The organism is Vibrio nigripulchritudo, assembly GCF_027924785.1.
Taxonomy (GTDB): domain Bacteria; phylum Pseudomonadota; class Gammaproteobacteria; order Enterobacterales; family Vibrionaceae; genus Vibrio; species Vibrio nigripulchritudo.
This window is the reverse complement of the sequence record NZ_AP027049.1, coordinates 223841-239535: the sequence shown is the minus strand read 5'-3', so window position 1 is coordinate 239535 and position 15695 is coordinate 223841. Positions and strand designations below refer to the sequence as shown.

The following is a 15695-nucleotide window of genomic DNA, read 5'->3' as shown; positions in this document are numbered from 1 at the left end:
CTGGCACACGGATAACCCTACGTACATAACAATGACGTGAATAAATATGGAGTGCACAATGAAACATGGAATCAAACTTCTGACGCTAACCAGCGCAATGATGTTCGCAATGGGCAGCACCTCTGCTTTCGCAATGTCGGATAAGAATCTGGTCATCGTCACCTCGTTTTCCAACGACGTAACGGACGTATACAAAAAAGCCTTCGAGAAAAAATACCCGAATGTGAAGGTCGAAATCCTGAAAAAGAAAACCACGTCCGGCATTAAATACCTTCAGGAAACTTCATCTCGCAACAGCTCTGACATTTTCTGGGCATCTGCCCCCGACGCATTTGAAGTGCTGAAAGACAACGATTTGCTGGCGCAGTACCAATCCTCGGTCACAGGCATTCCTGAAAAAGTGGGCTCTTTCCCCATCAACGACCCGGATGGCTACTACAAAGGTTTCGCCCTTTCTGGCTATGGCATGATGTGGAACGAACGCTACATGAAAGCCAAAAAACTGCCTGTTCCGAAAGAGTGGGAAGATCTTGCGGATCCGATTTATCACAAGCACGTTGGTATGTCGGCTCCGTCCCGTTCAGGCACAACGCACTTAACGGTTGAAGCCATTTTGCAGGGCAAAGGCTGGGAAGACGGCTGGGCAACCATGAAAGCCATTTCAGGTAACTTCCGCGTGGTCACTGAGCGCAGTTTCGGGGTGCCAGATGGCGTAAACAGCGGCTCATTTGGTGTCGGCATTGTGATTGACTTCTTTGGCTTATCTTCCAAAGCAACTGGGTTCCCGGTGGATTTCCACTACCCAACGGTAACGGCATTGGTGCCGGCTAACGTCGGTAAAGTCAAAAATGCCCCTAACGGAGAAGCAGCAAGCGCCTTTATCGACTTCCTGCTTTCTGACGAAGGTCAGGCATTGTTACTGGATAAAAAGATTCAGCGTTTACCCGTCAATCCAGCGGTTTATGCGAGCACACCAGCAGGCTTCCCTAACCCATTCACGGGCGAAAAACTGGGTACCGTCGACTTTGACCTAAACCTATCCAAATCGCGCTACAACGTGGTGAACAGCCTGTTCGACGTGATGATCACCTACCGCATGGATGAACTTCGAAGCGCCACCAAAGCGATTCAGGAAGCCGAATCTGAAGCCAAAGCTAAGAACAATACGAAAGCATTGGAGCTGGTTGCTCAGGCAAAAGCGTTAATCAACAAAATGCCGATTACCGCAGAGCAAGCGAGCGATCCGGACTTCTCTGGCATCTTCACCAAAAAGCGTAAGAAGAAAACCGACAAGGTCGGCGCTCGTCAGGCAGAAATCGAACAATCCTGGGATAACCAGGTGGTTGCCAACTACGAGAAAGCCGAAGAACTTGCCGAGCAAGCCTTAGACATGCTGTAAACAAACCTTTCTTCTCTTTATCTGATTCCCCCAACTTGTAGGTCGGCGCCGCGTGATTACGCGGTGCCGGGGGGATTCTTATTTTTTGAGCCTAGGGTCTGTTGACCTAATCTCAAGAACACGGAGTTTCTTATGAGTAGTGTTTCTCTCTCGCAGACAAAAAACGGCACTAAGCCCGGCAGTCGCGGTGTATTGAAAAAAATTCGGGAAGACTGGGGCTTGTATCTCGCAGCTGCCATCATCGCGCTTTTTATCATCACGTTTCTGTTCGTTCCTGTCCTTAAGGTCATTTTTGTTGCCTTTCAGGATCAGGAAGGCAGTTTTTCTCTGGTGAATTTTCAGGATTTCTTTAGCTCTACCCTGTTTCAGGAGTCGTTTTTTAACTCCTTTTACGTCGCCTTTATGTCAGTGATCGTGGCATCGGTGATTGCCATGCCACTGGCGTATTTCACCAGCCGCTTCCAGTTTAAAGGCACGGTGTTGATTCAGACACTGGGCATTGTTCCTCTGATCATGCCGCCATTTATCGGTGCAGTAGCGATGCAATTGCTGTTTGGTGAAAACGGCACCATGAACTTGCTGCTGGATGAGTATTTCGGATTCACCATTCCAGTGATGGAAGGCTTGAATGGCGTCATCTTCGTCCAGAGTGTCCATTACTTTCCCTTTATTCTGATCAACCTGTCTGCCGCGCTGCAAAACATCGACCGCTCAATGGAAGAATCTGCACAGTCGCTGGGTTCATCCGGTTTAAAGCTGTTCAGAAAAATCGTCTTCCCACTGGCCATGCCCGGTTATGTCGCAGGGGCATCTCTGGTGTTTGTTAAAGTGTTCGATGATTTGGGTACCCCGCTTCTGCTCAACGTCAATGACATGCTGGCTCCGCAGGCTTACCTTCGTATTTCCTCTGTCGGTATTTCCGACCCAATGGGTTACGTGATTTCCGTGATTCTGGTGGCCTTCTCTGTGTTCGCGCTTTGGGTCTCTTTCCAGGCACTAAAAGGTAAAGATTACTCCACCACCCAGAAAGGCGGTGGCGGTTTGTCGAAACGCGAGCTTCGCCCTATGGAAATGGTGGGTTGCTACGCCGTGATTGCGCTGATTCTGATGTTGGTGCTTGCGCCACACTTTGCGCTGTTGCTGCTCTCTTTCGGCACCATCTGGAGCTTCAGCCCGCTACCGGATGGCTTCACCATTGACCACTACGCGACTGCTGTTACCCAAGCTTCCGATTTCATCACCAACACGCTGCTGTATGCAGGTCTGGCAGGCATCATTGATGTGATTTTGGGTACCGCGATCGCCTACCTCGTATGGCGCACCAAAATGGTGGGTCGAAAGTGGCTCGACTTCGGTGCAATGGCAGCACTGGCCGTTCCAGGCGTGGTTCTCGGCATTGGCTATTTACGTACCTTCTACGATGTCGACTTGCCGATTGTCGGCACCTCAATGGCAACCTGGTGGGGCATCATCGTGATCGCGTTGTCGGTGCGACGTCTTCCGTATGCACTGCGCTCTTGTGTTGCCGCTCTGCAGCAAGTCAGCCCGTCTCTGGAAGAAGCCTCAGAAAACCTTGGAGCCACTCGCTCCACCACCATTCGTCGCATTGTGGTGCCATTAATGGCAGCCGGTATTCTGGCGGGTTTTGTCACCGCATTCGCCACGGCAGCGGTCGAACTTTCTGCCACGATTATGCTGGTGGCACAAGAGTCCGATGCACCACTGGCTTACGGCTTGTACATCTTTATGCAAAGTGCAGCCGGGCGTGGTCCTGGAGCCGCATTGGGTGTGATTGCCGTCTTGATTGTCGGTCTTGCGACTTACCTGTCCCACACCATTGTTGAACGCACTCGCCAGGCTCACGGCGAAAAGAGTCATTAAGAAAAGGAATTTCCCATGAGTTTAGAAAACAGCCAGCAAGTTGGCATTACCATCAAAGACTTAACCTTGGCATTTGGCGAAACCGAAGTGCTGAAAGGCGTGAACTTAGACATTCAACCCGGCGAGTTTTTCGCTTTTCTCGGGCCATCCGGATCAGGTAAATCGACCTTATTACGCGCCATTGCAGGGTTTGGTCCCGTACCCAATGGAGAGATTTTATTGGGCGATGAAAACGTGATTGAACTGCCACCATGGAAGCGTAACGTTGGCATGGTGTTTCAAAGCTACGCGCTCTGGCCACATATGACAGTACGCCAAAATGTAGCTTACGGGCTGGAAGAGCGAAAAGTACCGAAAAACCAAATCAAAAACCGGGTGGACGAAGCGTTAAATTTGGTTGGTCTGCTTCACCTTGCAGAGCGACGCCCGTCTCAGCTCTCGGGTGGTCAGCAACAGCGTGTCGCCATTGCTCGCACTGTGGTGGTAGAGCCCAGAGTACTGCTTCTGGATGAGCCGCTTTCCAATCTGGATGCCAATTTACGTGAGCAGATGCGACGTGATCTTCTCGATCTGCAAAGGCAATTGGGATTAACCACGATCTTCGTGACTCACGATCAGGAAGAAGCTAATACGATTTCCGATCGCATCGCGGTGCTCGATCAGGGCGTGATCCAACAGGTAGGGGAGCCCATCGAGCTATACGACAACCCTGCGAATAAGTTCGTCGCCGACTTCTTGGGCACAGCCAATGTGCTCAACGGCAAGGTCATGTCATCCAATGATGGCAGCGTGTTCCAGTCGGATGGAGGCATTCAGTTCCCGTATCAGTCTGAAGCCAAAGGAGAGTTGTCTCTGGTTTTTCGCCCACAAAGCCTGGAGATCTGCCATTCGGCACCAGATTCAAACGCCATCAAGCTCGAAGGCAAGGTAAAACATCGGGAATTTTTGGGTCATCTAGTACGCTACGGCATTGATGTCGGCGGGCAAATGTTAATGGTGGATGACCCGCACCTAAGAGGAACGACGCACCTGAAAAATGGGGCACCGATCCTACTTCAGTTGAACCCGGATGAAATCGTCGCTTTGAGCTAACTATTTGACATTACTATCAATTAACAAAGAGTCAGGCTTTTTCAGTCTGGCTCTTTCACATTTTCAGAAGAAAAATCAGAGAATAAGGGCTTATTTGTTGTTGAAACATCAAGCAAGTGATAATAATTAAATTAACTGTCTGTTAAAGAGTACTTAACGTCATGGACTCGACCTACACCATCCTGATCGCTGACGATCATCCTCTATTTCGAAATGCCTTATTTCAATCGGTGCATATGGCGATCAGTGGCGCAAATCTGCTTGAAGCGGACTCACTGGATGCCCTTCTCTCTCTGCTCGAAAAAGAGCAGGAACCCGATCTCTTGTTGCTCGATCTGAAAATGCCCGGAGCCAATGGTATGTCGGGGTTGATCCAGCTACGTGCAGAACACCCCGATCTTCCTATTGTGGTGATTTCTGCCAGTGAAGAACCTAGCGTGGTGACGCAGGTGAAAAGCCATGGTGCATTTGGTTTTATCCCGAAATCCAGCGACATGCGCGAACTGGTTTCTGCGCTTAATCAGGTTCTTAACGGCGAACCTTTCTTTCCTGAAGGTATGATTACCAACAATGCGGCTTGTAACGAACTCAGCGAAAAAATCGCTACTCTGACGCCACAGCAATACCGCGTGTTAGGCATGCTCTCCGATGGCTTACTGAACAAGCAGATTGCTTACGAGCTCAATGTCTCTGAAGCCACGATCAAAGCGCACATGACCGCCATCTTCCGAAAGCTTGGGGTAAAAAACCGAACTCAAGCCGTCATTCTTCTTCAACAAATGGAGCCCGAGTCTTAGACCTTTGGCTAAGTTAACAATGTGTTAACATCTCATTTTTTGGAATGCCTTCTTCTAAGCCCCCGTTTCTAGGGGGCTTTTGTATTTTCTCGCACAGACTAAAGTAGAAAAGAGTTCTTGAAACCATCTTGCTATTGTAAATCCTGATACAAATCGTTAACAACGAGCTGTTCATGTAATGAAGAGCAATCATATATCGTAAGGAGACGGCAATGGCGTTCGAAAACAAAGAACGGGCAAAGGCCTACTGGGATAAAAACGTAAAACTGATGATCACCCTGATGGCGATCTGGTTTGTCGTGTCATTCGGCTGTGGCATTTTGTTTGTAGATGCGTTGAATCAGTTCCAACTGGGCGGATATAAGCTTGGTTTCTGGTTTGCACAACAAGGTTCAATTTACTGCTTCCTCGGCATTATTTTTTACTATGCGTGGAAGATGCGTCAGATAGACCGCGAATTTGACGTGGACGAGTAAGGAGTCGGTAAGATGGATCTAAAAACTATTACTTATTTAGTCGTTGGCGCTACCTTTATTCTTTATATCGGTATCGCTATTTGGGCTCGCGCTGGGTCTACCAAGGAGTTCTACGTTGCTGGCGGAGGGGTTAACCCAATCGCGAATGGTATGGCAACTGCCGCTGACTGGATGTCCGCTGCGTCTTTCATCTCTATGGCAGGTCTTATTGCCTTCATGGGTTACGGCGGTTCCGTATTCCTGATGGGCTGGACAGGTGGTTACGTACTGCTTGCATTGCTACTGGCTCCTTACCTACGTAAATTCGGTAAGTTTACAGTGCCTGAGTTCGTTGGTGAGCGCTTCTACTCCAACACAGCACGTATTGTTGCTGTTGTGTGTCTTATCATTGCATCCGTAACTTACGTTATCGGTCAGATGAAAGGCGTAGGCGTTGCATTTGGTCGTTTCCTTGAAGTGGATTACTCAACTGGTCTAGTGATTGGTATGTGTATCGTATTCATTTACGCGGTTATGGGCGGAATGAAAGGGATCACCTACACACAGATCGCTCAGTATTGCGTACTCATTTTAGCTTACACTATTCCCGCAATCTTCATTTCACTTCAGCTAACAGGTAACCCTCTGCCTCAACTTGGTCTGGGTGGGACCATGGCTGGCACCGATGTCTATCTGCTCGACCGGCTTGATCAGGTCGTAACGGAACTCGGGTTCACCGAATACACCACTGCGGTGCGTGGCGATACATTGAATATGTTTGTGTACACCATGTCTCTGATGATTGGTACGGCGGGTCTGCCTCACGTAATCATTCGATTCTTTACAGTGCCGAAAGTGCGTGATGCACGTACTTCTGCAGGTTGGGCACTTCTGTTCATCGCTATCCTGTACACCACAGCGCCAGCGGTTGCAGCAATGGCTCGTCTGAACCTAATGGATACGGTTAACCCTGCTCCGGGTCAATACCTGAAATACGACGAACGCCCTGCTTGGTTCAAGAACTGGGAAACTACAGGTTTGCTAGGGTTTGATGACAAGAATGGCGACGGCAAAATTCAGTACACGTCTGACAAAACCACTAACGAGCTGAAAGTAGACCGTGACATCATGGTACTGGCTAACCCTGAAATCGCGAAGTTACCTAACTGGGTAATCGCGCTGGTTGCAGCAGGTGGCTTGGCAGCGGCACTATCGACAGCAGCAGGCTTACTATTGGCCATATCCTCCGCCATATCGCATGACTTGATAAAAGGGGTGATAAATCCAAATATTTCCGAGAAGAAGGAACTGCTCGCCAGTCGGATATCGATGGCGGTGGCAATTGCGGTGGCGGGCTATCTAGGTCTCAACCCACCAGGATTTGCTGCCGGTACTGTAGCGCTCGCCTTTGGCTTGGCCGCATCGTCGATATTCCCGGCACTGATGATGGGTATCTTCAGCAAGGGCATCAATAAAGAAGGGGCAATCGCCGGTATGATTGCAGGTATCAGTATCACCCTATTCTACGTATTCCAGCACAAGGGCATTCTGTTCATTGCTGACTGGAAATACCTGGAAAGCTGGGGCAGCAACTGGTTCCTAGGCATTGAGCCTAACGCCTTTGGTGCGATTGGTGCAGTCTTCAACTTCGCCGTTGCCTTCCTAGTATCGAAAGTAACTGACGAAACACCAGAAGAAGTGAAAGAGCTGGTCGAACACGTACGTGTACCAACAGGTGCAGGCGAAGCACAATCACACTAATTAAAACACACGCCACAAAAGCCCCGCTTGGGGCTTTTTTTATCCTCTTGCCTGAGGCATTTTAAGAGAAAGTCCAAGGAAGATGCTCAAATATGTTTAAAAACAAACACTTTATTGTCGCTCTATTGATTGCGCCTGTACTTGCTATCATTGCTTACTTTGGTACAGATGCAGCGGTCAGTGAAAAACCGCATGCAGCGAAAGAAGGGGAGTCTTATAAGCTTGCGAGCAAATCCAATTGTCGTTACACCAGCGGGCTTTGCAACATGGAAAACGGTGACTTTAAAGTTCAGTTTCGCTCTGAAGGGATAAAGGATGGGCAGCTAACACTTTCACTCAAGTCTGATCTTCCTTTGGAAGGCGCAAAGATAGCCATTATAGATAGCCCAGATGAGAAAAAGGCCCCCAAGCAGATGCGCCAAGTGGATACACAAAACTGGCATTTAACGCTGAACGCTCCACAAAATGATGAAAGCCAGTTATTAATGGTTTTTCAGGCAAATAGCACTCTGTATTACGGCGAAGCCAATACACAGTTTGTTGTTTACGAGACACTGTTTACTGATAAAGACAATTAAAGTACGGAAGACTATAAATAACAGGGTGAAATACTCGGTCCGAGCATATAACCTAGAATAAAAACTCTAATATTCCAGTCGACTTCACATTTATTTATATCGAACCAGTAACAATAAAGCCTCCTCTATTTGTCTGAATAATGGAGGCTTTATTGCTGGTAATTCCATTTAAAGAAGTAAAACTTTCTCATGAAACACCCAGCCCAAAATATACAAAACTCAATATTTAAAAATCGAAAATATTAGTTTCATTTTATAAATTGACAAAAGAATAATTTTTTCATATCAATGCCCGCGGAATTATTAGATGTATCCGATTACAGGAAAAATGAAGTGAAAAAAACAATTCTATTAAGCGCGCTTTCTCTGGCTATCGCTCTTCCAGCGCAAGCTCACGAAGAAAAAGCGCCAACGTCAGTAAAAACTGAAGGCTTTTACGCAGGTTTGGATTTAGGTTTATCTAACAGTGGCTCATCCAAATACAAGTCATTTGACCTAGATATTGGTTCTGGTTTTTTCGCTGGGTATGAATTCAATGTACAGAATAACTTTACTGCTGCAATCGAGGTTGATTATTACAACTGGGGTAATGTTAAAGAAGTTGAAAAAATTATAGGTGGGCTGGAAGCTTATTTTGCTGGTTATTCTATCAACGCTAAACCTAAGTACTATGTAAACAAGAACTTCTATGTTGGTGGTACATTAGGTCTTGGTTCATACAGCTATGAAGTCGATTACCTAAAGACCAATATTGGTGAAGTTGCTGATGGTACTGGATTCATTTACGGCATTGAAACAGGTTACCAGCATACTAATGGTTTCATTGCACGTGTTGGCTACAAAGCAACATCAACCGACTTTAGCGGTTCAGATTTACCATCAACAACTATTGATCTGAATTCTTTCTACGCTGGCATCGGCTACAAATTCTAAAAACGAAAGAGCGCCAGATGGCGCTCTTTTCTTTTAACTGATTCTGTTCAACACCGCCCTTAACTTCAATGGTTTCACTGGTTTCGCGATAAAGCTGAATCCATTGGACTGAATTGCTTCGAGCATATCATCGGTTCTGTCTGCACTGATGATCACACCTTCGAAACTGTCACCCAATCGGAGTCGACATTGCTGAAGCACTTCCAACCCTGTTCTACCGTGGTTAAGTCGGTAGTCTGAGAAAATCACTTCCGGAGCCCAGTCGTTTTCCAACGCTTTTAGGCTTTGCACCAGGTCTTCTGCCACTTTGACCTCACAGCCCCAACGTTCTAATAAACCTTGCATACCAACCAGAATATCGGCTTCGTTATCCACGCACAGTACTTTCATTCCTGCTACATCACTGCCATTGGTCGGCGCAGGCGCTACTGCTTGTGGTTGAATCGCTGCACTGCGATCTAAGGCAACGGAGAACACTGTGCCTTTATCTGGCCATGAGCGAAGGGATATTTCGTGCCCGAGCACACGGGCAATACCCTTGGCAATTGCCAGTCCCAGACCTAATCCTTGATCGCTGTGCCCCACTTCGACTCGCGTGAACTCTTCAAAAATGGCAGCCTGCTTGTCTTCTGGGATCCCGATTCCGTTGTCCCAAACTTCGATGCGTACTTGATTCCCCACACGTCTTGCCCCCAGAAGCACTTTGCCTTTCGGGTTGTAGCGAAATGCATTGGTCAGGAAGTTTTGCAGAACACGGCGAAGCAGTTTGGGGTCAGACTGCGCCAACAGGTTTGAAGGCACCATGGTGAAATCAATGCCTTGTTGTTTAGCAAGGGCGCTGAATTCGGCGTTTAAGTTGTCGAGAACATCGTTAAGCGAAAACGCATGGACATTGGTTTCTAATTTGCCAGATTCCAGACGCGAGATATCAAGAAGATCGCCGATAAGCTCTTCCGCCGCTCCCAACGCACTTTCTATGTGATGGGAAAACTTACGGGTTTCACCGTCTTTGGCGGTTTCGGAAAGTGATGACGCAAACAACCTTGCCGCGTTAAGTGGCTGCATTAAATCATGGCTGACCGCAGCCAGAAAACGGCTTTTTGAGTGCGATTCAGATTCTGCACTTTGCGTTGCCGCGACCAGTCGTTTGTTTAGTAATTCCAGCTCTTTGGTTCGCTCATGAACCCGGCTCTCTAGATTTTCATTCGCTTCTTTTAGCGCTTTTTCGGCTTCGTGGAATACGGTGATATCAGTAAAACTCATGACAAAGCCGCCACCGGGCATAGGATTACCCTGCACCTCAATAAAACGACCGTCCGGGCGAATGCGCGACGAGGTGTGGCGCGTTCCTCTTTCTAAGTGCTCTACCCGTCTTCTTACATGATCTTCTGGGTCACCCGGTCCACACAAACCTTGCTGGGCATTGTGGCGAATCACATCCGCAATCGGTCTGCCCACCTGTATCAGCCCCGGAGGGAAGTCGAACAGCTCCAGATACCGCTGATTCCATGCCACCAACCTGAGTTGTTTATCGACTACCGTGATTCCCTGACTGATGTGCTCAATCGCTCCCTGAAGCAACCCTCGGCTAAAGTCATACAGTTCAGAAGCTTCATCAACAATGGTCGCCACTTCTTCTAACTGCATATTTCTACCCTGTAAGGCAGAAGTAAGTACTAACTTGGCAGAAGAGGCTCCAAATACCCCAGCCAGAACTCGTTCCGTATGACGAATCAGTGCAGAGGTAGCTTGCTGGTTAGGCATTAATTCGCCGCCATGCTGATTCCAAAAGTTTCGAAACGCAGCGCGCGCCCGGCTTCTTCCCACAAATCGAGATGCCAGCATTTCAAGTTCAGAAACCGTTACCCGGCTTTGATACAAGCTGACGTTTTCACTTTCTGGTAATGGCGTACCAACAAAAGCCGCTGATTGTAAGCGTTCACTTAAGCTAGAGCGGGTAATTAGCGAGACGGCGATATAGAAGAAGGTGTTGAGCAATACGCTTAAAATCATCCCCCAGTCAGACATCGACAGCGATAAGTCTGACAACAGTTCAGGCGGCGTCACAACCCACAATAGGAAGTTGCTGTCTGCCGACCCAGCCAGCATATCGGTCTGGCTCATTAGCGTAATCAGCCAAACGGTAAAGCCAGCGAATAAACCAACGTATACACCTTTTCGGTTGCCTTCACGCCAGTACATTCCCCCGACCAAGGAAGGCGCAAACTGCGCTATCGCCGCGAAAGAGAGCAATCCGATGACAGAAAGAGAACTGATGCTGCCCAGTACCTGATAGAACGCCCATGCACCAGCAAGCAGCAGTAAAATCAGCCCGCGACGAATGTTCAGAAGCATGCCTGAGAAATGGGTATGGGTGCGATCAGCCAGACGCATTCGGCGAAGCAGTAACGGAAGAACCAAGTCGTTAGAAACCATAATGGCAAGCGCAATGGTGGATACAATCACCATCCCCGATGCCGCTGAAGTACCACCTAAAAACGCCAACAAGGCGATGTTCTCCGCTCCCATAGAAAGCGGCAGGCTGATCACGTAAGAATCAGCGGGAACACCTGTCAGTAAACCCTGACCTGCCCACGCGATTGGCAAGACAAACAGCCCCATCAAAGTCAGGTATAACGGGAACAGCCAGCGTGCAGTGTACAAGTCTTTCGGCTTTTCGTTCTCGACCACCATGGTATGAAACTGACGGGGCAGACAGATGATCGCTGCCATGGTCAAAATGGTATGAATGATAAGCGTCGGAACGTTAGGAGATTCGTAAGTTTCGCTGGCGATTGCCGTTAAATCTAGGTCAGGTGTGTGCATGGCGACATACACAATAAAGCAGCCAACCGTAAGAAATGCCACCAGCTTAACAATCGACTCGAAAGCCACCGCCATCATCATGCCACGGTGATGCTCGGTATTATCAATGTGTCGGGTACCGAATAGCATGGTGAACATGGCGAGTGCCAGTACCACAAACCAGGATATGTTGGCATCCTGATAGCCCAGATCTTGCGTCAGACTCGGAGCGACCAGTTCCAGCCCCATGGTAATGCCACGAAGCTGCAACGCGATATACGGTAGAATCCCGATCACCGCGATGATAGTAATCGTGACAGCCAGCCCCTGAGATTTTCCATAACGCGCGGCAATAAAGTCAGCGATAGAGGTAATGTGCTCACGCTTGGCAATCAGAATCAGCCGCGCCAGTAAGCGCCAGCCAACCGTAAACACCAGTATGGGCGCGACATAAATGGGGATAAACGACCAAGGGTTGCTGCTGGCCTGACCCACCGTTCCATAAAACGTCCAGGACGTACAATACACGGCAATAGACAGACTATAGATCCATGGACGCCAGCGAGAAAGCCACTGCAAGCGGCGATCGCCATACCAGGCGATAAAAAACAACAGACCCAAGTAGGTCAGAGAAACGGGGATGACAATCCAGCCTTGCATCAATTACTTTCCTTGTAACGCAAAAAACCAGAGCTATGCTCTGGTTTTCATTTAACGTTGTCTCATTTTTAATCTCAAACGGTTAGCTTTGAATTTGTGCTACAGGCACCGATTTCTTAGCATCCACTCGAATGAAAAACGCCAACACACCCATCGACGCCATAACCCAGAATACGTTGGCTCCCCAATTCTCGTATCCCCAACCACTGAATGTGGTCATTAAAGCAATGAAAGCCCCCAGAGGAATCGCGTTATAAAGCGCCTGAAGTGGCACCATTTTGTTTTGGTCCTGCTTCTGAATAAACTGGATGGCGGCGATATGTGCCATCGCAAATGTCACTCCGTGCAGCAACTGCACCATGATCAGTGCCCAGATTTCCGTTGTGGAAGCCGTCAGACCCCAGCGGGCAAAGACCCCTATCGACGCTGCGACAAACAGCATTCTCAATGTCCAGCCAATGAACATGCGTTTACTGAATGCAAACACGGAAATTTCAGCGATAACACCCAAACTCCAGAGGTAGCCGATGATGTCAGCCGAAATGCCGGAAGATTTCCAATGCAGCGAGCTAAACGCGTAATACGCGGCATGGCTGCCCTGAATCAGTGAAGCCAGAATCAGGAAACGAACAACAGTGGCATCTTTAAGCAATAACGTTAACTTAGGGCGAACTTTGCTCTCTTCGGTATCCGAAACAGGCAGTACGTTTGGGTTTCTCATGACGAGCAACATAGAAACCGCAATCCCCGCTAATGCGGTATAAAGAATGGCGCTTGGACCATAAATTGCCACCAGATACCCTACAACGGTGGAACCGGCAACAAAGGCAATCGACCCCCACAGACGGGTTCTCCCGTAATCTAAAAGTTTTAATCTTGAATAATAGTTCGCCATCGCATCAGTAAGCGGAATAACAGGACCACAACACACATTAAAAAGCACGGTTGCGCCAGCAATAAGCCAGAAATTCCCGCCAACAAACAGGTGAGCAATAATGGCTAGCATGGAGGCGAAAGTGAGCCAGCGCAGTGCCGGAATCAGATATTCCACTTTGTGTATGCGAGGTGTCACCACAAGGTTTGAAAAACAGCGGCTAGCCAAGCCCAGACCTATCAATACTCCAATGTCCGAGGCTGAAATATCCTGCGATGCAAACCAGATTGCCCAGAAAGGCAAATGCACACCATAGGAAAAGAAAAAGCCAACAAAATACTGGGAGATCCAGCCATAAGGGGAACTGTGGAGCATGAAAAACCTAAAAGAGTCGGAAAAGGCGGGCTATTATCGCAGTTTCACCTCAAACTAAAAGAGAAAAGTTTAGGAGAATTTTCTTCCCTGTTTAACATTCATTTCCTCAATTTTGAGCGTCATAGAATCAATCACTTACCGGAATAAAATTGGAACCAAACCCAATTTCCGAACACTCATTAGACCAAAGTCGTCTGGAGCTAAGCACGCTTTTTACCAACACTAAGTGTACGTCATTGTGTTAGAGCTGCCCGCCATGCCCGATAAATTCAATATGCACGCAGCCCCTTTTGATCGGCTGTCTCTACAGGAACAAGAGTCCCTGAGATCATCACTGGATGTTGCTTACTACCGGAAGAATGAGGTGATCCTCAAACCCGGTCAGCAGAATACGTCTTTGCATATTTTGATCAAAGGCGCGGTGGAAGAACGTTCGGGCGACGATGAAGAGATTTTCGCTCACTACGCGAATGACGACTTATTCGATGTACGCTCCCAGCTAGAAGGAAACGTCAAACACAAATACGTCGCGCTGGAAGACACCTTAAGTTATTTACTGCCCAAATCTGTATTCACCCAGCTTTATCAAACTAACAACCAGTTTTCTGCGTATTTCGACTCCAATTTATCCAAAAGACAAGCCCTATTGGAAGCGGCACAAAAGCAGCAAAATCTGGGTGAATTCATTCTGACTAAAGTCGATGACAGCATTTATCATCCGGTGCTGGTGCTTTCACCAGATGAACCTCTTAATGCGGTGACGCGCTTGATGAAAGAGCAATCCATTGACAGTGCGCTCGTTCAGCTTAATCAAGAAGACCCTAGGCTTGATGCCAAGCCTTCGCCTTACCCCTACGGCATTATCACACGAACCAATATGCTGCATGCTGTCATGCTTGATGGCTGTGCTCTGAATACCCAAGTTGGCGATATTGCCACCTATCCGGTTTTTTACGTTGAAGAAGATGACTTCCTGTTCAATGCCATGATCACCATGACGCGCAACCGCATGAAACGCGTGATGGTGTGTAACGGCGAACAGCCCGTCGGCATGCTGGACATGACTCAGATTCTATCGAGTTTTTCTACTCACTCTCATGTGTTGTCCCTCAGCATCGCACGGGCTCAGAGTATTGATGAACTGGCCATAGCCGCAAACCGCCAGCGAAACCTGGTGGAAAGCTTGATCAGCAACGGCATACGCACACGATTCGTTATGGAGCTGATCTCAGCCGTCAATGAACAAATCATCGAAAAAGCGTTTCACCTTGTGGTGCCAGAAGAAAGACACGAGCAGTGCTGCCTGATTGTTCTCGGCTCCGAAGGACGAGGAGAACAGGTTCTTAAAACCGATCAGGACAACGCGCTAATCATCAAAGATGACGTCGAATGGTCAGACAGCCAGCGCATCATGGATAAGCTCACTCACACCTTACAGCAGCTTGGTTACCCGCTCTGTCCGGGGAACGTAATGGTCAACAACCCAGAATGGGTGAACAGCCAAAGCGGGTGGCAACAGGTGATTTCTCAGTGGATTAAAAAAGGCACTCCAGAGCATGTGATGAAACTGGCGATCATGGCAGATGCCCATGCCGTTGCCGGTAACCAGGAACTGCTTACCCCCATTGCTTCGCACATTTCTCAAACCATGAAAAACAATATGCTGGTGCTGCTCGACTTTACCCGACCTGCTTTGCAGTTTTCCCTACCTTTGACTTTGTTTGGCAACGTTAAGAAGAGCAAAGACGGTCTGGATATAAAACGGGGCGGTATTTTCCCCATAGTGCATGGGATACGAGCTCTGACGCTGGAATACGCACTGGAAGAGAAAAACACCTTTGACCGAATTGAAGCGCTGCAATGTAAAAAGATTCTGGAACCGGATACTGCCGACAACCTTAGTGAAGCTCTCAAGCTCTTTTTCAAATTACGCCTGAGCCAGCAATTGTCGGAGCACCACAGTGGCAACAATATCGAACTACAATTGTTAGACCGCTCAGAACGGGATTTGCTACGGCACAGCCTGCACGTGGTGAAGAAGTTTAAACAGTGGTTAGGCTACCACTACCAAATCAGAGATTAGGA

11 protein-coding genes are annotated in these 15695 nt (G+C 48.2%); 9 read left to right on the top strand and 2 right to left on the bottom strand.

Annotated features, from left to right (window positions below; translation table 11 throughout):
- The first annotated feature begins 58 nt into the window (after positions 1-58).
- From QMG91_RS01120 to QMG91_RS01085, 8 genes are all read left to right on the top strand, one after another.
- Positions 59-1399, top strand: a complete 1341-nt coding sequence (locus tag QMG91_RS01120) for an ABC transporter substrate-binding protein (RefSeq protein WP_022596213.1) — start codon at positions 59-61, stop codon at positions 1397-1399.
- 132 nt (positions 1400-1531) lie between these two features.
- Positions 1532-3280: an ABC transporter permease gene (locus QMG91_RS01115; RefSeq protein ID WP_004401997.1), complete on the top strand. Its 1749-nt coding sequence runs from the start codon at positions 1532-1534 to the stop codon at positions 3278-3280.
- 15 nt (positions 3281-3295) lie between these two features.
- The gene (locus tag QMG91_RS01110) at positions 3296-4372 is read left to right on the top strand and encodes an ABC transporter ATP-binding protein (protein ID WP_004401998.1); all 1077 of its coding nucleotides are present in this window, start codon (positions 3296-3298) and stop codon (positions 4370-4372) included.
- Between the two features lie 161 nt (positions 4373-4533).
- On the top strand, positions 4534-5169 hold the full coding sequence (locus QMG91_RS01105) for a response regulator (protein ID WP_022551786.1): 636 nt from the start codon (positions 4534-4536) through the stop codon (positions 5167-5169).
- Positions 5170-5381: 212 nt separating this feature from the next.
- Positions 5382-5645 carry a DUF4212 domain-containing protein gene (locus tag QMG91_RS01100; protein WP_004402000.1) on the top strand — a complete coding sequence of 88 codons (264 nt, stop codon included), beginning with the start codon at positions 5382-5384 and terminating at the stop codon, positions 5643-5645.
- Between the two features lie 12 nt (positions 5646-5657).
- Entirely contained in the window at positions 5658-7385 is a 1728-nt protein-coding gene (locus QMG91_RS01095; protein ID WP_281828286.1) for a sodium:solute symporter family protein, read from the top strand.
- Positions 7386-7477: 92 nt separating this feature from the next.
- On the top strand, positions 7478-7963 hold the full coding sequence (locus QMG91_RS01090; RefSeq protein WP_004402004.1) for a hypothetical protein: 486 nt from the start codon (positions 7478-7480) through the stop codon (positions 7961-7963).
- Between the two features lie 333 nt (positions 7964-8296).
- Positions 8297-8896: an outer membrane beta-barrel protein gene (locus tag QMG91_RS01085; protein ID WP_162179400.1), complete on the top strand. Its 600-nt coding sequence runs from the start codon at positions 8297-8299 to the stop codon at positions 8894-8896.
- Positions 8897-8929: 33 nt separating this feature from the next.
- Here the strand turns inward: QMG91_RS01085 and QMG91_RS01080 are convergent, their stop codons facing one another.
- Positions 8930-12361 carry a hybrid sensor histidine kinase/response regulator gene (locus QMG91_RS01080; RefSeq protein ID WP_281828282.1) on the bottom strand — a complete coding sequence of 1144 codons (3432 nt, stop codon included), beginning with the start codon at positions 12359-12361 and terminating at the stop codon, positions 8930-8932.
- Between the two features lie 82 nt (positions 12362-12443).
- On the bottom strand, positions 12444-13610 hold the full coding sequence (locus QMG91_RS01075) for a 3-phenylpropionate MFS transporter (RefSeq protein WP_281828279.1): 1167 nt from the start codon (positions 13608-13610) through the stop codon (positions 12444-12446).
- Between the two features lie 256 nt (positions 13611-13866).
- Here QMG91_RS01075 and QMG91_RS01070 point away from each other — a divergent pair, with 256 nt between their 5' ends.
- The gene (locus QMG91_RS01070; RefSeq protein ID WP_281828277.1) at positions 13867-15693 is read left to right on the top strand and encodes a DUF294 nucleotidyltransferase-like domain-containing protein; all 1827 of its coding nucleotides are present in this window, start codon (positions 13867-13869) and stop codon (positions 15691-15693) included.
- Positions 15694-15695 lie beyond the last annotated feature (2 nt).

Excerpts from the sequence above, each read along its gene's own strand:
- QMG91_RS01120 (WP_022596213.1), top strand. The coding sequence starts at position 59 with ATGAAACATGGAATCAAACTTCTGACGCTAACCAGCGCAATGATGTTC.
- QMG91_RS01115 (WP_004401997.1), top strand. The coding sequence starts at position 1,532 with ATGAGTAGTGTTTCTCTCTCGCAGACAAAAAACGGCACTAAGCCCGGC.
- QMG91_RS01110 (WP_004401998.1), top strand. The coding sequence starts at position 3,296 with ATGAGTTTAGAAAACAGCCAGCAAGTTGGCATTACCATCAAAGACTTA.
- QMG91_RS01105 (WP_022551786.1), top strand. The coding sequence starts at position 4,534 with ATGGACTCGACCTACACCATCCTGATCGCTGACGATCATCCTCTATTT.
- QMG91_RS01100 (WP_004402000.1), top strand. The coding sequence starts at position 5,382 with ATGGCGTTCGAAAACAAAGAACGGGCAAAGGCCTACTGGGATAAAAAC.
- QMG91_RS01095 (WP_281828286.1), top strand. The coding sequence starts at position 5,658 with ATGGATCTAAAAACTATTACTTATTTAGTCGTTGGCGCTACCTTTATT.
- QMG91_RS01090 (WP_004402004.1), top strand. The coding sequence starts at position 7,478 with ATGTTTAAAAACAAACACTTTATTGTCGCTCTATTGATTGCGCCTGTA.
- QMG91_RS01080 (WP_281828282.1), bottom strand. The coding sequence starts at position 12,361 with ATGCAAGGCTGGATTGTCATCCCCGTTTCTCTGACCTACTTGGGTCTG.
- QMG91_RS01075 (WP_281828279.1), bottom strand. The coding sequence starts at position 13,610 with ATGCTCCACAGTTCCCCTTATGGCTGGATCTCCCAGTATTTTGTTGGC.
- QMG91_RS01070 (WP_281828277.1), top strand. The coding sequence starts at position 13,867 with ATGCCCGATAAATTCAATATGCACGCAGCCCCTTTTGATCGGCTGTCT.